The sequence below is a fragment of the Parabacteroides sp. APC149_11_2_Y6 genome, assembly GCF_054506995.1.
Window position 1 is genome coordinate 2,669,025 of record NZ_CP173709.1, and the last position, 18,928, is coordinate 2,687,952.

Genomic DNA, 18,928 nt, shown 5'->3' on the forward strand with positions numbered 1-18,928 from the left:
AACCTTACCGGTTCATTTCGCTCTGTTTTTTATTTCTATATCACAAAAGCCGTAAAGCAGTCATCTTTTGAACCAATTTACCCAAAAGAAGATTGTCTGCTTTTATTCTATATTTAACACTCACAAAATCAAATAGACTGAAAAATATATTTATTTTTGAATTTAAATAAGAGAATCAAAATTATTATGAGGAAAATAGCTGTATTTACAGTCTTGTTTTTTATCTGTTTACATAGTATACATGCTCAAAAAGTAGGCCTGGTATTAAGCGGAGGCGGCGCAAAGGGAGCTGCACACATCGGAGTAATCAAAGCATTGGAAGACAATAATATTCCCATCGATTATATAACAGGGACCTCGGCCGGGGCCATTGTAGGCAGTTTATATGCCATGGGGTATACACCCGAAGAAATGTTAGAACTGATGCTTTCGGAAGAATTTGGCTACTGGCAGACGGGAACTGTAGAGAATGAATATAAATATTACTTTAAAAGACCCGACCCAACTCCGGAGTTCGGCCACTTCTCTATAGATATGACGGATTCTCTGCAAGTGAAAGCGAACTTCCTACCTCAGAGTCTGATTAATCCTATTCAGATGAATCAGGCATTTATGGCTCTTTATTCGCAGGCGACAGCAAAAGCCGGATGGAATTTCGATAATCTGTTTGTTCCTTTCCGTAGTGTAGCTTCCGATATTTATAGTAAAAAAGCTATCATATTCAAGAATGGAGATTTAGGGGATGCCGTACGTGCATCCATGACTTTCCCTTTCTTCTTCCAGCCTATATGGAAAGACAGTATACCCTTGTTTGATGGAGGTATTTATGACAACTTCCCGGTAGGGCCGATGAAAGATGCGTTTCATCCTGACTTTATTTTTGGTTCCGCTGTTGCAGGAGGTAATCAAAAACCGTCTTCCAGTCCGTATAACCAGCTTGAAACCATGATTATGCAGAAAACTGAATACGATGTTCCTGAAGATGAAGGAATGATGATAAAGTTCAAGTTTTCCAATGTCTCTTTACTGGATTTCCAGAAAGCACGTGAACTGATGGATATCGGATACAAACGGACTATGGCTATGATGGATTCCATTAAGTCGCGTATTCCACGCCGGGTCGAACTCAGTGAAGTTAGCAAACGCCGGGAAAATTACAAAAAAGGTTTGCCTCCTCTGATATTCCAAAACATCTATGTAACAGGGGTTAGTGAATCGCAACGTAAATATATCGAGTCGCAGCTCCACCGCGACATCAACCATGAGTTTACAATGGAAGACTTTAAGCGGGCCTATTTCAAAATGCTGACTTATTCGAAAATCAAAGAAATTATGCCTCACGCTGTATACAACCGGAAAGAAAAGAAATTCGACCTCTATCTGGATGTTAAGATGCGGGAAGAAATAAAGGTTTCATTCGGAGGTAATGTGTCTTCCTACCAGGCAAATCAGTTATTCATAGGATTAGGCTACCAATATTTGGGACGCTTTGCGGCTGATGTAAATTCAGACTTTCAGGTCGGTAATGCTTTTAGCGGGGTTATGCTAAACGGGCGTCTTTACCTGCAAACTAAAATACCTACTTATCTGAATTGGCAAGGGGTATTCTCCGACAGGAAATTTTCGGAAAGCCAATCCTTATTTTACGAAGATGTATTACCTGCTTTTATTAAGCAAAAAGAGTTATATACAAAATTTAAACTGGGTTTTCCTTTCCTGAATCGTGCAAAAGCGGAAATCGGGTTTGCTTACGGACGTTTGAACGACTATTATCTACAGACATCTAATTTGCCTTTTCAGAATGTAACGTTCGACCATAGCTGGTACGACTTGTTCAGCGGCTCACTTAGCATAGAACAAAACTCACTGAACTATAAACAATTCCCTACTGCCGGAAAAAAACAATTCCTGATAGCACAGTATGTCACTGGGATAGAAGAATACTCCCCTTCCCCTACCAGTAATCCTGACGGAAAAGAATATGGGAAAACGACCCATAGCTGGCTACAGATGAAAGGGGTATGGGAACAATACAAATCATTCACCCCACGGCTAAGTCTGGGTATAACCGGGGAATTTGTTATCTCCAGCAAAAACCTGATGAATAACTATACGGCATCGGTCCTGCAGGCTCCGGCATTTACCCCCACGCCACACAGCCAAATTATATTTAATGAGGCATTCCGGGCGAACCAGTATGTAGCTGCAGGTATAACTCCTATTTGGAAATTCAGCAAGTTGCTTCATTTACGGCTGGGATTATATGGTTTTGCTCCATTATATGAGATAAAGAAGGAAGAATATATAACAGATAATTCCTATATGGCTCTCCCCTATTATGGAAAATTCCTGAAATCATTCCAATACATGGGAGAAGCAGCATTAGTTTTACACCTTCCGTTTGCTTCCATCAGTTTATATGCAAACGGATACAGTTATCCATCCAAAAATTTTAATTTCGGCTTAAATATTGGTTATCTGATCTTTAATCCTAAAATGTTAGATTAAGCTAAAAAAAGAGAACGGAAAGGCTTGTATGTTTTAAAAAATATACTACCTTTGCACTCGCAATCAAGAAATAATGGCCGCGTAGCTCAACTGAATAGAGTAGCTGACTACGGATCAGCCGGTTACAGGTTTGAATCCTGTCGCGGTCACAATTTCAAGAATGCGTTTAAACAAAATATTAGATTGGCCGCGTAGCTCAACTGAATAGAGTAGCTGACTACGGATCAGCCGGTTACAGGTTTGAATCCTGTCGCGGTCACAATCCAAAATAACGTTTAAACAAAATATTAAGATTGGCCGCGTAGCTCAACTGAATAGAGTAGCTGACTACGGATCAGCCGGTTACAGGTTTGAATCCTGTCGCGGTCACAAAAGAGAGACAGATATATCTTTATGATTTATCTGCTTCTCTTTTTTAGTTGAATCATATTATAATATATAGAAAGTCCGGAATCTCCCCAAAAAACTTAAGCTCACCCCCTAAAAAGAGCAAAAGGAGAAACCAGCCTCAGCGTGTGTGATACATCAATCGATTTATTTATAAGTGATATAGAAGCTTTACTCATCATTAAAAATGCAATAGTTGTTAATCAGCTATCTATCCCCGAACTAATTTTTATCAGATTCTGTTGTTTCTAATAGAGGCATTCAAGCAATATATACCTCATTCCCTAAATTTGGTGAGATAATTATAAGTCTAAAAAATAACGATATGAGCTTTATTTGGTATATTGTCATAGGAATCATAGCCGGATTTACAGCCGGTAAGATTATGAGAGGAGGCGGATTCGGGCTTCTTGTCAATTTAATAGTGGGCATCATTGGTGGTGTTTTAGGCGGTTGGGTTTTCGGCTTGTTGGGAATTGCTGCAACAGGAATCATCGGAAGCCTTATCACTTCCGTAATTGGAGCCATACTACTGTTATGGTTGGTTTCATTACTCAAACACCCAACAAGAAGTGAATAATATTTTAATTAATAATCAAATAAATAGAAATGAATTATGGAATGCAAAAATTCTAATTTCTGGATTGGATTCGGAATCGGTTCAATTATCGGAGTACTCGTTTATCGTTTCTCCAGTTCTGTAGAAGGACAACAGTTAAGAGACAAAGCATGTCAAGCCTTCCACAAAGTAGGCGAACATGCCGAAGAAATACTGGATACTGCCAAAGATAAAGTATTGGATACCGGAACAAAAATGGCAGACAAAGTAGCCGATGGCACTTTCGAAGTTGCTAAAAAGGCAAATGATTTAAAGAAAAAGGTACATACACTGGCTGATGAAGCAAGGAAATAAGTAAACCTTATCATTATAAATAAGATATTGTTCATTATTTATATTATAGAAAACTACAGACCATACGATCTGTAGTTTTTTTATTCACCTGCCAAAAATAGTTTCATTAGTATGAAACTAAAAGTTTCAGCCGTTGAAACAAAAAGTTCCAAGGCATGAAATTTTCTGAAACTACTTTAGTAATATGTTAAGGACAAGCCTTCTCTTCATATAATAAATCTGTCACTTCTGGCAAAATAAACTTTTTAATGCTTCAGATAGTTGCTGAAATAAAAAATACTTCTATCTTTATTCCCAATAAAAAAAGTTGCATGTTTAAATTTAAGAAGGATTCCGTGAAGTAAATAACCTTCAAGCTCTCTGCTTAGGGTTATCCTTATATTGGCACTCAGGCATATTCTTGCCAGAGTTATTTTTATATCAATATATTAACAAAGTTGTGATGCAATAGGCCTATTCTCTCCTATTCTGTAATCACAATATTAAATTTAAATAGTATGAGCAACGAAAATAAATCAATTCACGAATTCGATTTTCAATTAATCTGCGAATATTTTGCAAACATAGAACGACAAGGTCCCGGTAGCCCGGAAACAACAATTAAGGCACTTGGTTTCATCGATAATCTAACGAAACATTCTCTCATTGCCGATATTGGATGCGGCACAGGAGGACAGACTATGACATTAGCCCAATATGCTCCGGGACATATCACTGGCTTGGATTTGTTTCCCGATTTTATCAATATATTCAACCAGAATGCTAAAAAACTTAACCTGCAAAAACGGGTCGAAGGAATCATTGGTTCAATGGATAACCTCCCTTTCAAGAAGGAAGAATTAGATTTGATATGGTCGGAAGGCGCTATATATAATATTGGTTTCCAAAAAGGATTAAACGAGTGGCGGAAATATTTGAAAACCGGTGGCTATATCGCCGTTTCAGAAGTATCATGGTTTACCGATGAACGCCCTAACGAAATCAATGACTTTTGGATGGATGCTTATCCCGAAATAAACACGATTCCAAATAAGATTTTACAGATGCAAAAAGCCGGTTACATTCCTGTCGCCTGCTTTATTCTACCGGAAAATTGCTGGACGGAAAATTTCTATGCCCCGCAAGTAGAAGCACAGAAAGACTTTCTGAAAAAGCATGCCGGCAACAAAGTTGCAGAAGAATTTATAGCTAACCAACGTTATGAAACACGGTTATACTACAAGTATAAAGAGTTTTATGGCTATGTGTTCTATATAGGGAAGAAAATCTAAATGATTATAGATAGAGTAAAACAGAATTCTGCTATTTTTTGTAGCAAAATTCCACTCTCCAAAGAATAGAAGTTCCCCATACCACAGATTATGGGCAACTTTAGCTTACAGGGACGCGCTCATTGTGCAAATAATAAAAAGATAGAAAAATGGCTGAAATAACAAACTTGTTGGCTGAATTTATATCTCGCCTCAACCTGTCGGAAGAGATAGCACAAACGTTTGCGGAAGGCGGACGTGTTGCTACCATTCGGGGGCGAATCCGTGGTAAAACAAGGGGAGTTGTCCCGTTATGTAATTGCCATACTGGAGGGTACTTTTGAGGCAATTGACTGTCGTCCGGACGGACAACAACGACTTCTCGGATTCGGTTTTGCCAATGAATCTGTAACCGATTACCCAACATTCTTAGTACAATCGGCAGCTCGCTACACCATACAGGCAATCACAGAAGTAGCAGATGAGTGTTTTCTCCTTTTCCTTCAATCCCAGGAATGCGTTCCTGATTTTTCCGGCAGTGCGTAACCGTCCACGTTCATCATACGTGTATAGTGCATGGTGATGGCCGAACGTATCTCGTCCAGTGTCTTGTTAAGTGAGGAGACCCTGAAGTTTTCTTTCTTGTCCGCACTCTGTTTGTTGATGACGGCTCTTCCCGCTTTCGTGTCCCAATTGTCGGGGTGTATGTCCAGCTTGCTGTTGAATTGCACCTGATCACCGTCCACCGTGATACGAACTCTACACAGTAAAAGCAAGAAAGAGAAAAGCAAGGTAATTAACTGATAGATAGAAATGTAAGTCTTTTAGTGTCTTATGGTGTCCGATAGTGAATTTGCAGGAAAAAGCGGATTAGAGCATACTTTCCGTCTCTTATCCGTTACCCATTTTCACTTGTGAAAAACAAGGCAAAGCAATGACCTTGAACGGCGGGATATAGCACTGTTTGTCTGTGGTTTACATTGTTCAGATAACTCACATAGAAAGTAATTTTACAAACTTAAAAATGTGAGCGTTATGAGCAACGAACTAAAGGTATCTTTCTACCTCAAACGAGAGGGGAACAGTGAAAAGGCAGAAGTAAATCCCTATGCTGTTTATCCGATAATTGGAAAAATCATAATTGGCAACTCCATCGCTCAATTCAGTTCAAAACTTAAAATTGAAGAACGACTTTGGAGTGTAAAATCAGGTCGGGCAATCGGCAAAAGCCGTGTAGCCGTTGAACTCAACAGGGAGATTAATAAAATTAATCTCTCCATACATAACCATTATAAAGATATTTTAGACAGGACTGGGAAAGTAACCGCTACCGATGTAAAAAATGCATTTCAAGGCATTGCAACCGAACAGGAAACTTTACTCAGATTCTTTAACGAACTCGTTAGGGAGTTTCATTTGAGGGTAGGTATAGACAGGGCGCATACGACTTATCTGAAATACCTGAACGCCCAAATGCACTTAGAACGGTTTATAAGAGCCAAATATAAAGTTCAGGATATACCCCTGACACAATTGGATTTACCCTTTATCGAAGGTTTCGCCCTATACTTACGTGTGGAACGGAAAATGCAACCCGAAACTGTAAACGGACGAATTATACTACTTCAAAAAGCGGTTAGAGTGGCTTTACATCGGGGGTTGATAAGCCGTCCGCCATTTTTCGGCTATAAAGCTGAAAAGTGTAAAGTCAAAATCAAATCGCTTACCGCTGACGAACTTGAACGGCTTTTGACAACTCCGATTGAGCGACCAACCTTGGTGTTTGCCCGTGATATGTTTGTATTTTCTTCGTTTACAGGCATGTGCTATTCCGATGTCCGAAAATTTGCATGGAAAGATTTGACAAAAGATGAGGACGGTAGCCTGTGGATAAACATGTTTCGGCAAAAAACGAACGTCCCTTTCAGTGTTAAGTTATTGGATATTCCCATACAGATTATAGAGAAGTATCGAGGTATGGGAAAAGAAGATAAGGTATTCCCGATGATTGCATTGAGCAATATTGATGTACGGCTAAAAATCATTGCCAAATTATGCGGTATAAACAAGCCTCTTGCCTACCATATGAGCCGTCATACTTTCGGAAGTCAGGTTTGTCTATCTCAAGGCGTTCCGATAGAGAGCGTTAGCCGAATGATGGGACACACGGATATTCACACCACACAACGATATGCTCGTGTCAATAATGATAAAATAGCCAATGACATGAAAAAGCTATCGCTACGTATAGCCGACAAATACACTTATGTAGAATAATTAAAGAACAAAATATGAAAAAGAATAGAAGCACTTTCGCCATATTATTTTATCTCAATACAAGTAAAACGAAAAAGTCGGGTAAATGTCCGATAGTCAGCAGAATTAGTATTGATGGAAAAAGCACCACGTTTAGCACGGGATTAGAAATATTGCCTGAACAGTGGGATGCCAAATCTGGATTGGCAACCGGAAAATCTAAAGATGTCAATGATATTAACCGACAAATTGAGAATTATAGAATTGAGATTGCCAATCATTATAAGGAAATGGTAAATAACAATGGCTATGTTACAGCCGAATATCTTAAAAATGCACTTCGGGGAATTGGAACTCGACACAACACCTTGTTAGAAGAGTTTTCCGAATATCTGGAAGATTGCAGGAAGGGTATCAGTATAAATATGGTATATTCTACTTACCATATGTACCGTGTCGCCTATAATCATATCCGAGAATTTATATTATTCAAATACGGTATGGAAGATATTGCTTTCGGGCAAATTGATTATAACTTTGTTGAATCGTATGACTATTATCTAAAAATAGATAAGGGAATGACCCCTCGTACCGTAGAAGGAAATATTCTCGTATTCCGTAGGGTTGTCAGGCGTGCCCTTAATAAAGGAATGATTCGTCAAGACCCATTTTTCAATTATGTACCTACACGGGTACGCCCTAAACGTCGGTGGCTTTCCAATGAGGAAATTGAGAGGATTATGAAAACACCTATCGCCCACAAAAGCACAAATTTCGTTCGTGATATGTTTATCCTGTCTTCGTTCACTGGTTTGGCGTATGTGGACGTTAAGAATTTACAGGAGTCTAATATCAAAGAAATGGATGATGGCAGTAAATGGATTGTTATAAATCGCCAAAAAACGGGAACGCCCTCTTATATCCCATTATTGGATATTCCGATGCGTATTATTGAGAAATACAGGGGAACGGGCAAGAACGGGAAATTATTCAACTTGATGAACAGCCCAGAAGTAAATCTTTACTTGAAAAAGATTGCCAAAGCTGCCGGCATAGAGAAGCGATTAACCTATCATATGAGCCGATTCACGTTCGCCACTACCATATGCCTGACACAAGGTGTTCCAATTGAGAGCCTTAGCCAAATGATGGGGCACACCAATATTAAGACTACTCAAATTTACGCAGAGGTTACTAAGACAAAAATCAATGAGGACATGACGAACCTTGCAGAACGGATTGAGGGTAAATATGAGTTGGCAAAGTAAGCACCTCACAACCAACATGTTTTTTCCTTTTTTTCTCTGATAAGCATTAACTATATGGAAAGAATAAATAAGGCAGCACTTTTGATAAATTTACTCTTTTTCGTCCCGAAAAAGGAAGAAATTTATCAAAACCCGTAGGGCTTGGTGTTGCCGTTTTATTTTTGGAATATACCTTTGTGTTCAGAGAAATAAAGGATTAATTAATTCACTTTACTTTTTACCAAATTTTATATTTTCGTTTATATCAGAATTGTATATAAAGCTATTAACATTCCAATTATTCCCGCAATCCAAGATGCTATCTCTATCCAAGATTTTTTCTTTTCTTTCTCGTTACCATCAGAAATATTTTGTTTTCCTCTATTAGAATTTTCATTATAAATTATATTCCCTTGAAAACTTTTATTGTTTTCTATCTTTAATTGTTTACCTTCATTTTCATCAATTAATAATACAGCTTCATTTTTTAATATCTTTATCAAACTTTTTAAGTCAAACATTCCTTTTTTCCATTCACGCTTAATATGTTCCCTATCGGTAGTTATAATTTTAATATCTCCTATTTTTGTATCAAAATCTATTTTATTCCACGCTCTAACATGCCGTTCACAATTAGGAAACTTAATATTTATAAATGCTGCTACCTCTTTTAAAATATCATCTAATTTCTGATAAGTGTCTAATAGTAAAGCTTTATCATTTTCTGTTAATTTATAGCCAATTTCGGCAGCTCTTAGATAGAGAATATCTGGCAAGTTCTCGGTTCTGTCTAAAAGGTCATCTAATATTGTTAAATCTTTTGAAGTCATTTTTGATTGAATTGGGTAAAATGTCAATTACTTTACTTATAATTAGCAAAAGTAGTAAATATCTAATAAACAGCCAATAATATGCTCCAAATTTCTCTGATGCTATATAGATAATATAGTAATGATATAATTTACAGACTACGCCCCTTTTTTTTCTTCTTGCGCTTCTGCGCCTGTAAATCTTCTGCCTGTGTTGCATAGTAATTGTTGCCTTCTCCCAATGAAAAGATAGATAACAGAGAATCACTGCCACTATTATTTTGCTGATTGTAAGCGTTTTTATTCTCTTGTTTGCTATCAAGATTGCAAGAAATCATGTTTTCTTTTTCACTGGATTGGAATGTTTCTTTTTTATTTTCGCCAGTAAAATATTGTTTTGGTTCTTGTAATTTCTGTTCCAGCATTTTCAGTTTATTGTCTATACTGCCGTTCTTCATCGTGTTGCGGTAATCAAACGATTCTGATAATTGACGGTTGTAACCGAACAACTTATCAAAGCCCTGCTCTGCTTGTTGAAAGAGGTTTACACGGTCAAAACCGCCTGTTACCGTCCCTTTCTTGGTATTCTTGTGGTTAGTGAGCGGTGATAGCTTCTTTTTGTTGGATTCGTCTTTTCGGCTCACTATCAAATGGCAGTGCATATTTAGTTCGTTGTCGGAACGGCTACGGTCGAAATGAATCTTCCCGTAAAATTTTATATCCGCTTCGGATAGCCCTTTGTTGAAGTTTTTGGCATATTCGGGAATAAATACCTCCCGGATATACCGTTTCATGGCTTCCGCTTTCTCCTGCTCGCTATCCCCCATTGCCCGAAGTTCGCTTTCTGATGGGCTGACGTGGATAGCGAAAAACTTAGCATCCGTTTTCAGCAGTTGCCCGATATTGCTATCTATATCCTTAATAACATTTGATTTGTAGATATTATCATCCTTCAGGTTGAAAAAGCCATCAGTATAGATTCCTTTCTCCATCCGCTCCAAATCTTCATGCTCACAATAATTTGCTAATTGTCGGCTACTTCCTGCATTGTTGTATGTTCCTTTTGATGGTGGGGCAAAGTTTATGTGCATGGCTCTATGTGTTTATCAGGTTGGTAATTTCAGTCTTTAGGCTCTCTTTCCGTTTGCTATCCATCACACCGCAAGCGGATAACTCCGAATAGAGTTGTATTAGTTGGAGTAACTTCTTATAATCCCGTTGGGGTATCTGATATAAGGCGGTAAGTTGTTTCCCCTGCTGGTTGATAACATCAGCGTGTTTACCAAACTGTTCACTTACTTTTTGCAAGACGGCTGTTTGCTTCTCCCTACTCGTTTCAAGTTGATTAAGAATTGTATTTTCCAATGTCTTACCAATGGTATCAAAGCGAACTGCAATAGAATTGGCTGTTCGTATCATCGGATTTAGTTGTTCTTCCTCATAGTGTCGGATAAAGCGGATTATATCGTCCTGCCGTTTACTTATCTTCGCCAGTTCCGATTTTACCGATTCAGGGGCTTTAGATGGATTGATATGTGCCTTATCAATATATCCGAAAGCCAACTTTACAACTTCGCTCTTTTTCAGCGAATAGCGTTTGCATATCTTCTCTACCAAAGTTGCTGTTTCCTTGTCTACGGAAATGGTAGTAAATATCGTTTTTCGACTGCTGTTTGGCATGGTAATTACTTTTTTATAGAAATATGAATAGATAAATGCCTGATAATAAGCATTACAACGGAAATGATTATTACAGGTGTCATTACAGCGTGTTCTTGTAACACGCTAAAGCCGAAGGCTTTGCCCCGCAGGGCAAGAGGGAAGAACAGGACTTGTCCAGTTCCCTCTTGCTTCATTTAGCGAAATGAGCCGAGCCACAGGGCGAAGCGATTTCTGCTAAATGGGGAGTGATAGCACTTCATCAGGCGGTAACATCACCTACCTTGTTTTGCTTCGGTTTGCTTATCGAACTGATTTTCCTTTTTGAATCGTTCATAGGTCTTGCTATCTGCATTTTCTTGGACAAATGCCCGAATGTCGGCTGAACGATAATAGGTCTTGTGACTTATCGTAAAGTAAGGGAGTTTGCCACTTGCCCGATAGCGTTGCAGGGTTCGGAAAGATACTTTCAATAGAAACGCCAAGTCCTGATTATCTAAAAGTTTGTCGTTCTCATCCATTACCTTGTCGGTATTGATAAGTGATTTCAGGTCTTGCCCTACTTCGGTGAGCTTCTTTGATAACCTTTCCATCCACTTATCGAAATTTTCATTATCTACATACATTTTGCTTCAATTTTTAGTTTAACATTATTGTTCTCAACCGATTGATGAAGCAAAGTTCGGCAGAATAGAGAAATTTAAATAGAGGAGTCCGGTATTGACCCCTCTATACATTAAATGCAAATAGCTATTTATCAAGCTATTGCAAAATCATCTTTTTTCATCTTTATTTTTCAGTGCTTCCGCTTGTCGTTTCTTATATTCTTTAATAAGGACGGCTTTTAAAGCATCCAATGTTTTGGTGAGATTACATGATTTGCGTTTGAATAGTTCGTTTTGACGGTCATAGATACCGTTAAAACTAAATCCGAAAGCCTGTTCAAAGACATCCGAAAAAGCAATGATAGTTGGATGCTTGCCTGTGTTGTCGGTGATGCCACCCAACAGCATCAGGGCTGAAAGAATTTCGGTCATACCCATGATTCCGAGATTAGGAAACTTAGGTATAACCGATAAAGGTGATTCAAATGTCAATGGAGTTGCCGAAGGAAACGATTCGGGATGTGTGATTTTGAAATTTAGTAGTTCCTGTTCTGCGTTAATAATCGCCAGTGTCTTTTGTAAGAACCGCTTTTTAAGCGCATTTTTCCCCCTGCCCGTAAAGAGGTGCTGTTTCAAGTGAAGCTATCTCAATACGGGTAGCTACAAAAATCCGGTAAGTAGTTGAATAATCATCTCCATCCCCCACTATTCTTATTTGTTCGACAAATTCACCATAGGCATTTTGCATTTCTTGGTTAGTTACTTCCTGTGAGGTTTCAGATAATAATCTGAATATCCTCGTTTGTAATAAATCATTCATAAGCAATCTTTTTAGAGTAAATGAATTGATTATGAAAAATGCATTTTTCAAATTGACAGAGAATCTATTTTAAATTATTTTTTAACAACTTAGTAAATCGGGATTCTACGCATATGCTCATATCTGTTGTTAAAAATTTGCCCTTAAAAAAAACTGAAAATATAGTGGCTGGAGTAGGTACGGCTTGTGCCTGTTCCATTGTTTCCAACTTTATTATTTTTAGTGGAATATTATGTTCTTGTGCTAACACCCACAGAGAACCATTTACATAGTAATCTGTAAAAGGACAACGATTTGTGTAATATACAACCAATCCATTTTTTTCTTCACATTCTCCACTCTTTACACATTCCTTAAAAGATGGGGGCGGTGCATTATTATCGAATTTCAGCCCTAAGAGTGAAAATCCGTTTGGCAAACTTTCAATAGTATTAAATCCTTGTTTAAGTAACCATTTTGTATCACTCATAAAGTGAAATTTTTTTGTTCCAACAACCGTAACCAAACCATTTTTACCTTGTGTTTTTGCATCCTCAATAGCGGATTGAAGCAATGCTTTAGCGTGCCCATTTCCCTTATATTGTCCTGATACCCAAAAGCAATTTATCATCAAATAATTGGAAGCATCAACCGGAATCCAAGCCTTTTCAGCAGGGACATATTCTATAAAAACTTTTGCTCGTGCATCTAATCGTCTGAAAATATATCCATTATCAAACTCTTTTTTTAGCCATGCTTTTTTCATTTCATAGCCTTTTAAACATTTTTTATCGGAAAATGCACAGCAGATATGTTCTGTATCTATATTTTCTTTTGTAAGTGTAATGTATTTTGTTTCCATGACTTAGAATAATGATGGTTGTTCATATATTTTAGGCTCGTAAAATCTCATTTTAGTTTCTATCCCCAATTTGATACATAGGTTATAGAATACATCTGACAGTTTCTTATAATCGTAACTGTAACAATCATATCGTTCACCAAATGCTGATTGATATTTAGCTTTTATTGTGGGGAACTGATTGTCTAATGCCATATAGAAATATTCTCGTGACCCTTTTCGGAGTGTCACACCAAACATAGGTAGTATATAAGATACACCCGAATCCTTTGCTTGTCTGATTATTGTTTCTATATTTTCTATTGTATCATTGATAAAAGGTAATATAGGCATTAATGTAACTCCTGTATAAACACCTTTGCCTGCTAACACTTTCATCGCATTATAACGCTCCGATGTGGGTGGTGCATTAGGTTCAATTTTTTTTGCAAGCGAATCTGTTGCACTGGTTATTGTAAAACTTACGGCTGCATACGTTTTTGATATTTCCTGCAAAATATCTATATCACGCTCTACTAAATTACTTTTTGTTATTATATGGACTGGGAATTTATATGAAGCAATAATTTGTAGAGCATTCCGGGTTAATTGCAGTTCTCTTTCCATTGGCATATATGGGTCATTCATAGAACCTGTACCTATGGTAGCTCTGTTTTTACGTTTACTTTGTAATTCCTTTGTCAGTAATTCTAAAGCGTTTTGCTTAACTAATATTTGCGATATATCTCCAACTCTGTAACATTCGCTTCGTGTATCACAATAGATACACCCGTGTTGGCATCCCCTATACAAATTCATGTTATAAGTAATGCCAAACCAAGTATCTTGTTCCCTTAGTTTCGATAGAATTGATTTTGTTTCAATATATCGCATAATCTTTTTATTGTACTTTCCAACGTTTAAGTGTTGGAAAGTAAATTTTCATATTTGTAATAGCGTCCTCTTTAGTATAAACTACCTCAGAATCTTTGTTAAACTCATCTACAAATTGCGCACAATGCTCTATCATTTGCTCCATTGTGTAATCCATCGTAAATGCTCCGTCCTTAAAACAATAGCAGCAATATTCCTCATTTCTGCTTCCATCAGAGTTTGTTCCTAACTCGTCCTGATTTTGTAGCGGCATTCCGCAACTTTGGCAATACTTGTTCTCCATAAATGTTCTATTTTATTGGCATATAAATTTTTGTAATGTTTTCTTTGCTATTTTCAGTTCTATAACTGATATATTCTTCAAAAGCCATCCCATGCCGTATGGTGTGTTCAAAATTCACACTAATATTGTTATATAACTCTTGTAGCCCTGAACAACTCCCCTTTAAAGTGTAAACCGCATACTTACCTTGTTGCAACCGAATTGTTCCAAACTCTCCAGTTGGAACAATCTTTTTTTTCACCGATGCACAAGCATAAAATCGGCATTGGTTATAGTTAGTTACGTTTGGGTCATCAAAACTCAATCCGATAAAACGAGTTTCAAGTGTTAAGGCTTGATTGTCTTTTAAAAACAGCATCAATTTATTCCATGCTATTTCATAAGGCTCTGTTTCACCATACTTTCCAAATATGCGAATATAGACCAACTCCAATCCTTCAAAATAGCATATTTCGGCTTGAAGACTACTTCTATTTCCACTACTTTGTACGTAGCCCTCTAATCGAGATTGTAACTCATTAATGTATGCTTTAGGAGATATACCAAACTGTTTCTTAAATGCTTTTGAAAAAGACTGTGGATTATCATATCCTACCATTGATGACAATGTTGTCAAGCTCATTTCTTCGGTTTGCATATATAGTACAGCCCGTTCAATACGTTGCCTTGCCACATAAGTATATAATGATTCATTTAGGGCAGAACGCATAATACGAAGTAATTGCCTTTGAGATACGTTTATTTTATCGGCAATGACATCCAACTGTAAAGGCAAATGCAGATTTGCACTGATATAATCAATAACCTGATTAACCTTTTGCTGATATATGTTTTCAGTACTATTTCTCATTGCTTCTGTTATTTGCAACAAAATTACTCATTTTGCTATGAGCAAATGTTGTCCAATCTCGCCAAATTAATATTTTATTCCCAAAGGAGAAAATATATTAGAAAATAATCGTACTTTTGTGAGAAAGTTATTTGAAGCGATGGAAAAACATAGCAAACTAAAGAAGTTCGCTCGTTTCTATATCGTTACCCATTGTTCTTTCTTTTTCTTCTAAATATCTATTTATCAATAGATAAAACTAAAATATTCTACTGTGATGCGCACCATAATTACTACATGACCGTTTTTCTTCGGTTCGTTCTTCTTTAAATAGAAGAGTGTTTTGAATGTCGATTTCATACCGTAACTCCTTTCTTGTTGCAAAGTTAATTTGTTCATTCCGTAACGGCTATGATTTTCGAGTGCCAATATTCGAAAAATGAGCAACTTACCTATAAATTCGTCACGGTTTTTATCGTAACAGAAAACCGTAACGAATTAGTAACGATTAATCTTCACAGGGTGGCTTTTTGAGGTCTTTTTTCTGTCGTAGGCGGGTAAGAAAAAAGAAGGTGTCTGAAAAGGATGCCTTCTTTTTTTGTTATGCTGCCCGTTTATTATCCATTTTTATTTTTAAAACATCTTTGGTCTTCTCAATTATCTCTCTTCGAGAAGTCATCCTACAGAAATAAGTAAACAATAAAAGAAAGCCGGCTTTTTTAGCCAGTTTCCTTAGATTATGTGCAATAGCAACCAGGGTAAACTCTGTTTTTACCTTCTCCAACCCTCTTAATCTAAACCGGTTCCACGCCGAGTTATGCTTTATCTGTGCAAAGACAGCTTCCGGTTCTGTACATCGTCTGCCCCGATGATAAATACCTTCCTCACTCATGAGCTTTTCCCGTGCTTTTTGTTTATACCTGTTAAGGTTATAGTTAACTTCTATGATCCGGTTGGCCTTTGATTTATGGCATTGAGATTTCAGCGGGCACCCCTCACAATTTTGTGCCTGATAACGCTTCAGTATGGATACATATCCCAAATCGGATTTACTTTTCCTTTGACCTTTATATTCCATATGTTGTCCCATCGGGCATACGTAATAATCCCTTTCCCGGTTGTAGTAAAGGTTCTGTATGGCAAAAGCATCCTTCTTCCAGGCACGCTTCTGCTCTTTGTGGAAATAATTGTACTTGACAAAAGCCTCTATACCCGCATTCTCCATAAACTCGTAGTTTTGTTCACTTCCATAACCGGCATCGGCCACTACTATAGAGGATTGCCTATGATAAGTCTCTCGAAAATCTTTCAAAAAAGAAATTAAAGTTCCCGTATCTCCGGCTCGCCTGTAAATTCCCAGATTGGTAATAAATTGATTCTCTGTAGCAATCTGTATGTTATAGGCAGGTTTCAATTGCCCGTTTTTCATATGATCCTCTTTCATGCGCATGAAGGTCGCATCCTCATCTGTCTTACTGAAAGAATTACGATCCCCTAATTTCTCTAATTGCGATTCGTATTTGGCAAGGCGGGGCAGATATTCTTCCTGTAACTTTTTGATTTGTTTCTGCTCAGCTTTGTTCATCCCGGAGAGCCGTTTGTTTAAAGCGCCCACTTTTTCCCGCAAACCACAGGAATCCATATCCGGTAAGGTATCCGGTGTCCTTTCCTGTTTATCCTGCTCGATATGTTTGTCAACCTCACTAAGGATTGACTGTATTTTCGACTCCAGTTTTACCTTGTTCTTTTCCACGCTACCACGCCAGACAAAAGTGTAGCGGTTGGATGCTGATTCCACTTTGGTACCATCGATATACTGTACATCCAAACTGACATAGCCGGATTCCTGTAACAGCAGAACAATGGCTGAAAACAACGATTTTATGTGTTCTTTTAAACGTTTGCCGCGGAAATCATTGATCGTGCGGAAATCGGGAGTACTATTACCAGACAACCACATGAAGTGAATATTCTCCTGCAAGGCCTTTTCTATTTTGCGACAAGAATAGATATTGTTCAGATATGCATAAAACAGAACTTTGAGCATCATACGGGGATGGTAGCTGCTGCTACCTCCTCCTTTATATGCCCAGAGCAGACAACTAATATCCAAGGCGTCTACAACACTGTTTACAACACGAACGGGATGATTGGGAGCTATCTTTTCCGATAAGCTGGCCGGAAAAAGTACATTTTGGTTGGATGTTAACTCTTTAAATACTATCTTAGCCATTGCTATAATGTTTGTTTTTTTGCAACGGTAAGATAATACTTTTTACCGAAATAAACAATAGCAAAAGGGGCTATCCGACTTTTTGGACAGCCCCTTTATCTTAGATTGTCGGAGTATTTTCATTTCTCCTAAGTGATCCGCCTGGGATTCTCCTAACGGAGTTACCACGCTGATATTTAAAACTTTATATTTTTAGCTTCAAGCATATCCCATGATTTATCCCACTAATTTGCCACATGCTTTTGCGGTAGTTTGCTCATGGAGAATACTGGGGACGAAGATAATGCTTTTCTTTCGATTTACAATATATAGCATTTTAATTTAATTGCCTATGAGGAAGAGAGTTTCTACACTATTATTTATTGATAATAAATTTTTTACAGTTATATCATTTTGAAAAGGATATACAATTTGGCACATAATTTTAAAAAAATATCATTTACAACAAAAAAACTTATTCATCTAGAGAATCAATTCGAAAAACACTAGCAGGAAGACTATTAAGTTTTTCCAAGATATCTCGTTCATTAGTAGGGGGCTCTATTAACTGAAGACCATTGCCAACTAACGGATTAATATGTCTATATATTTCTACGAGAGGTTGATTGTTTCTTATTTGAACAAGTTTAACTGCATGTCGTTCTGCTGTTTGATAAATTCTGGTTCTTGTTCCTACCTTGTCAAATAAAATAATACCATTTCTACCAACTCTAGAAATTTTATCTTCTGTGACCTCTTGGTTCCCAGAAGATATAAGTCCTACTTCAACACGAATACGACCTCGATTTGTTGCAATTTCCGCATCGGCTTCTCTATCGACCTCTAAATCCCTATCAATATTAGTCCAGAAATTAATATTCTCAGTTAGTCCGAGTATCGAAAGAATAGCTCTAATCATAACTTTTTCTAAAACTTTTCCTATTTTTGATTTCTCAGAACCTCTTATATTTAAAGTTGCAGAGCCTGCCATTAAAAGAAGCCATGTGTCATCAATATTATCTTGTCGGCCTATCTGATTAAATAATTCCTGTACATGGGTTAACAAATCACTCATTACATTTGGAATATCTGCTGTTGAAACGCCTAAATTAACAGATGTTTTTGCAGTAAGCCCAATCAGCCAATACATAAGATTTTTTTGTTCAGAAGTCTTTCGCCGTGTATTGAATAAATCATCAATCAATGAAGTTTGCCAATCTTCGCCAAATTCTCTTTGTGCTTCTTTAACAATATCAGATAACCATAAATATGTAAATAACAGTTTGTCTTTTGTGTTTTTCTCCGTAATTAAACGATAATTTCGTCCCATTAAGAGATGAAGTGTCAATATTCTTAATGATTCAGGAGAATATGCATCTGTTAATGTGATATTCTCGGTTAACCATTGTCTATACTCATCAAGATTGTAATTCATA

General features: G+C 37.3%; 20 protein-coding genes and 3 tRNA genes. 10 read left to right on the forward strand and 13 right to left on the reverse strand.

The annotated features are described in order from the left end of the window. Window positions 1–186: 186 nt before the first annotated feature. The 8 genes from ACGE0T_RS11100 to ACGE0T_RS11135 all read left to right on the forward strand — a co-directional run bounded on the left by ACGE0T_RS11100 (window position 187) and on the right by ACGE0T_RS11135 (window position 5,604). Window positions 187–2,508: a patatin-like phospholipase family protein gene (locus ACGE0T_RS11100; protein WP_459186720.1), complete on the forward strand. Its 2,322-nt coding sequence runs from the start codon at window positions 187–189 to the stop codon at window positions 2,506–2,508. 75 nt (window positions 2,509–2,583) lie between these two features. Then, window positions 2,584–2,657 (forward strand) — tRNA-Arg (locus tag ACGE0T_RS11105). A gap of 36 nt (window positions 2,658–2,693) precedes the next feature. Then, window positions 2,694–2,767: transfer RNA gene (locus tag ACGE0T_RS11110), tRNA-Arg, on the forward strand. Between the two features lie 36 nt (window positions 2,768–2,803). Continuing rightward, window positions 2,804–2,877, forward strand: a tRNA-Arg gene (locus ACGE0T_RS11115). A 343-nt stretch (window positions 2,878–3,220) separates the two neighbouring features. Beyond that, entirely contained in the window at window positions 3,221–3,475 is a 255-nt protein-coding gene (locus ACGE0T_RS11120; RefSeq protein ID WP_459186721.1) for a GlsB/YeaQ/YmgE family stress response membrane protein, read from the forward strand. Between the two features lie 36 nt (window positions 3,476–3,511). Further along, window positions 3,512–3,808 (forward strand): YtxH domain-containing protein, encoded by a 297-nt coding sequence (locus ACGE0T_RS11125; RefSeq protein WP_459186722.1) that lies wholly within the window; start codon window positions 3,512–3,514, stop codon window positions 3,806–3,808. 497 nt (window positions 3,809–4,305) lie between these two features. After that, the gene (locus ACGE0T_RS11130) at window positions 4,306–5,079 is read left to right on the forward strand and encodes a class I SAM-dependent methyltransferase (RefSeq protein ID WP_459186723.1); all 774 of its coding nucleotides are present in this window, start codon (window positions 4,306–4,308) and stop codon (window positions 5,077–5,079) included. A gap of 222 nt (window positions 5,080–5,301) precedes the next feature. Beyond that, the gene (locus ACGE0T_RS11135; RefSeq protein ID WP_459186724.1) at window positions 5,302–5,604 is read left to right on the forward strand and encodes a hypothetical protein; all 303 of its coding nucleotides are present in this window, start codon (window positions 5,302–5,304) and stop codon (window positions 5,602–5,604) included. Here the strand turns inward: ACGE0T_RS11135 and ACGE0T_RS11140 are convergent. Further along, window positions 5,562–5,849 carry an Arm DNA-binding domain-containing protein gene (locus ACGE0T_RS11140; RefSeq protein ID WP_459186725.1) on the reverse strand — a complete coding sequence of 96 codons (288 nt, stop codon included), beginning with the start codon at window positions 5,847–5,849 and terminating at the stop codon, window positions 5,562–5,564. The genes ACGE0T_RS11135 and ACGE0T_RS11140 overlap by 43 nt on opposite strands. Before the next feature lie 244 nt (window positions 5,850–6,093). On the opposite strand from ACGE0T_RS11140, the gene ACGE0T_RS11145 reads away from it, so the two are divergent. Both ACGE0T_RS11145 and ACGE0T_RS11150 read left to right on the forward strand, forming a co-directional pair. Then, the gene (locus ACGE0T_RS11145) at window positions 6,094–7,335 is read left to right on the forward strand and encodes a site-specific integrase (protein WP_459186726.1); all 1,242 of its coding nucleotides are present in this window, start codon (window positions 6,094–6,096) and stop codon (window positions 7,333–7,335) included. 14 nt (window positions 7,336–7,349) lie between these two features. Next, window positions 7,350–8,582 carry a site-specific integrase gene (locus ACGE0T_RS11150; RefSeq protein ID WP_459186727.1) on the forward strand — a complete coding sequence of 411 codons (1,233 nt, stop codon included), beginning with the start codon at window positions 7,350–7,352 and terminating at the stop codon, window positions 8,580–8,582. 239 nt (window positions 8,583–8,821) lie between these two features. Here the strand turns inward: ACGE0T_RS11150 and ACGE0T_RS11155 are convergent, their stop codons facing one another. The 12 genes from ACGE0T_RS11155 to ACGE0T_RS11210 form a co-directional block, all read right to left on the reverse strand. Continuing rightward, the gene (locus tag ACGE0T_RS11155) at window positions 8,822–9,391 is read right to left on the reverse strand and encodes a hypothetical protein (RefSeq protein ID WP_459186728.1); all 570 of its coding nucleotides are present in this window, start codon (window positions 9,389–9,391) and stop codon (window positions 8,822–8,824) included. A gap of 131 nt (window positions 9,392–9,522) precedes the next feature. Further along, window positions 9,523–10,461, reverse strand: coding sequence for a DUF5712 family protein (locus tag ACGE0T_RS11160; RefSeq protein ID WP_459186729.1), 939 nt, complete (start codon window positions 10,459–10,461; stop codon window positions 9,523–9,525). Window positions 10,462–10,465: 4 nt separating this feature from the next. Continuing rightward, window positions 10,466–11,050 (reverse strand): BfmA/BtgA family mobilization protein, encoded by a 585-nt coding sequence (locus ACGE0T_RS11165; protein WP_459186730.1) that lies wholly within the window; start codon window positions 11,048–11,050, stop codon window positions 10,466–10,468. A gap of 254 nt (window positions 11,051–11,304) precedes the next feature. Further along, entirely contained in the window at window positions 11,305–11,655 is a 351-nt protein-coding gene (locus tag ACGE0T_RS11170; RefSeq protein WP_122268187.1) for a helix-turn-helix domain-containing protein, read from the reverse strand. A 147-nt stretch (window positions 11,656–11,802) separates the two neighbouring features. Continuing rightward, complete coding sequence (locus ACGE0T_RS11175; protein WP_459186731.1) at window positions 11,803–12,072, reverse strand: hypothetical protein; 270 nt, start codon at window positions 12,070–12,072, stop codon at window positions 11,803–11,805. A gap of 154 nt (window positions 12,073–12,226) precedes the next feature. Beyond that, on the reverse strand, window positions 12,227–12,454 hold the full coding sequence (locus ACGE0T_RS11180; RefSeq protein ID WP_122268188.1) for a hypothetical protein: 228 nt from the start codon (window positions 12,452–12,454) through the stop codon (window positions 12,227–12,229). A gap of 64 nt (window positions 12,455–12,518) precedes the next feature. Further along, the gene (locus ACGE0T_RS11185; protein WP_459186732.1) at window positions 12,519–13,295 is read right to left on the reverse strand and encodes a GNAT family N-acetyltransferase; all 777 of its coding nucleotides are present in this window, start codon (window positions 13,293–13,295) and stop codon (window positions 12,519–12,521) included. A gap of 3 nt (window positions 13,296–13,298) precedes the next feature. Further along, window positions 13,299–14,168 carry an SPL family radical SAM protein gene (locus ACGE0T_RS11190; RefSeq protein ID WP_122296720.1) on the reverse strand — a complete coding sequence of 290 codons (870 nt, stop codon included), beginning with the start codon at window positions 14,166–14,168 and terminating at the stop codon, window positions 13,299–13,301. A 7-nt stretch (window positions 14,169–14,175) separates the two neighbouring features. After that, the gene (locus tag ACGE0T_RS11195) at window positions 14,176–14,451 is read right to left on the reverse strand and encodes a zinc ribbon domain-containing protein (RefSeq protein WP_459186733.1); all 276 of its coding nucleotides are present in this window, start codon (window positions 14,449–14,451) and stop codon (window positions 14,176–14,178) included. 7 nt (window positions 14,452–14,458) lie between these two features. Then, window positions 14,459–15,301 (reverse strand): AraC family transcriptional regulator, encoded by an 843-nt coding sequence (locus ACGE0T_RS11200; protein WP_234058166.1) that lies wholly within the window; start codon window positions 15,299–15,301, stop codon window positions 14,459–14,461. A gap of 580 nt (window positions 15,302–15,881) precedes the next feature. Further along, window positions 15,882–17,513 carry an IS1182 family transposase gene (locus tag ACGE0T_RS11205; RefSeq protein WP_459186734.1) on the reverse strand — a complete coding sequence of 544 codons (1,632 nt, stop codon included), beginning with the start codon at window positions 17,511–17,513 and terminating at the stop codon, window positions 15,882–15,884. A gap of 454 nt (window positions 17,514–17,967) precedes the next feature. Next, window positions 17,968–18,927 carry a CfrBI family restriction endonuclease gene (locus tag ACGE0T_RS11210; RefSeq protein ID WP_459186735.1) on the reverse strand — a complete coding sequence of 320 codons (960 nt, stop codon included), beginning with the start codon at window positions 18,925–18,927 and terminating at the stop codon, window positions 17,968–17,970. Window position 18,928: the final 1 nt, after the last annotated feature.

Excerpts from the sequence above, each read along its gene's own strand:
- ACGE0T_RS11100 (WP_459186720.1), top strand. The coding sequence starts at position 187 with ATGAGGAAAATAGCTGTATTTACAGTCTTGTTTTTTATCTGTTTACAT.
- ACGE0T_RS11120 (WP_459186721.1), top strand. The coding sequence starts at position 3,221 with ATGAGCTTTATTTGGTATATTGTCATAGGAATCATAGCCGGATTTACA.
- ACGE0T_RS11125 (WP_459186722.1), top strand. The coding sequence starts at position 3,512 with ATGGAATGCAAAAATTCTAATTTCTGGATTGGATTCGGAATCGGTTCA.
- ACGE0T_RS11130 (WP_459186723.1), top strand. The coding sequence starts at position 4,306 with ATGAGCAACGAAAATAAATCAATTCACGAATTCGATTTTCAATTAATC.
- ACGE0T_RS11145 (WP_459186726.1), top strand. The coding sequence starts at position 6,094 with ATGAGCAACGAACTAAAGGTATCTTTCTACCTCAAACGAGAGGGGAAC.
- ACGE0T_RS11150 (WP_459186727.1), top strand. The coding sequence starts at position 7,350 with ATGAAAAAGAATAGAAGCACTTTCGCCATATTATTTTATCTCAATACA.
- ACGE0T_RS11155 (WP_459186728.1), bottom strand. The coding sequence starts at position 9,391 with ATGACTTCAAAAGATTTAACAATATTAGATGACCTTTTAGACAGAACC.
- ACGE0T_RS11160 (WP_459186729.1), bottom strand. The coding sequence starts at position 10,461 with ATGCACATAAACTTTGCCCCACCATCAAAAGGAACATACAACAATGCA.
- ACGE0T_RS11165 (WP_459186730.1), bottom strand. The coding sequence starts at position 11,050 with ATGCCAAACAGCAGTCGAAAAACGATATTTACTACCATTTCCGTAGAC.
- ACGE0T_RS11170 (WP_122268187.1), bottom strand. The coding sequence starts at position 11,655 with ATGTATGTAGATAATGAAAATTTCGATAAGTGGATGGAAAGGTTATCA.
- ACGE0T_RS11175 (WP_459186731.1), bottom strand. The coding sequence starts at position 12,072 with ATGGGTATGACCGAAATTCTTTCAGCCCTGATGCTGTTGGGTGGCATC.
- ACGE0T_RS11180 (WP_122268188.1), bottom strand. The coding sequence starts at position 12,454 with ATGAATGATTTATTACAAACGAGGATATTCAGATTATTATCTGAAACC.
- ACGE0T_RS11185 (WP_459186732.1), bottom strand. The coding sequence starts at position 13,295 with ATGGAAACAAAATACATTACACTTACAAAAGAAAATATAGATACAGAA.
- ACGE0T_RS11190 (WP_122296720.1), bottom strand. The coding sequence starts at position 14,168 with ATGCGATATATTGAAACAAAATCAATTCTATCGAAACTAAGGGAACAA.
- ACGE0T_RS11195 (WP_459186733.1), bottom strand. The coding sequence starts at position 14,451 with ATGGAGAACAAGTATTGCCAAAGTTGCGGAATGCCGCTACAAAATCAG.
- ACGE0T_RS11200 (WP_234058166.1), bottom strand. The coding sequence starts at position 15,301 with ATGAGAAATAGTACTGAAAACATATATCAGCAAAAGGTTAATCAGGTT.
- ACGE0T_RS11205 (WP_459186734.1), bottom strand. The coding sequence starts at position 17,513 with ATGGCTAAGATAGTATTTAAAGAGTTAACATCCAACCAAAATGTACTT.
- ACGE0T_RS11210 (WP_459186735.1), bottom strand. The coding sequence starts at position 18,927 with ATGAATTACAATCTTGATGAGTATAGACAATGGTTAACCGAGAATATC.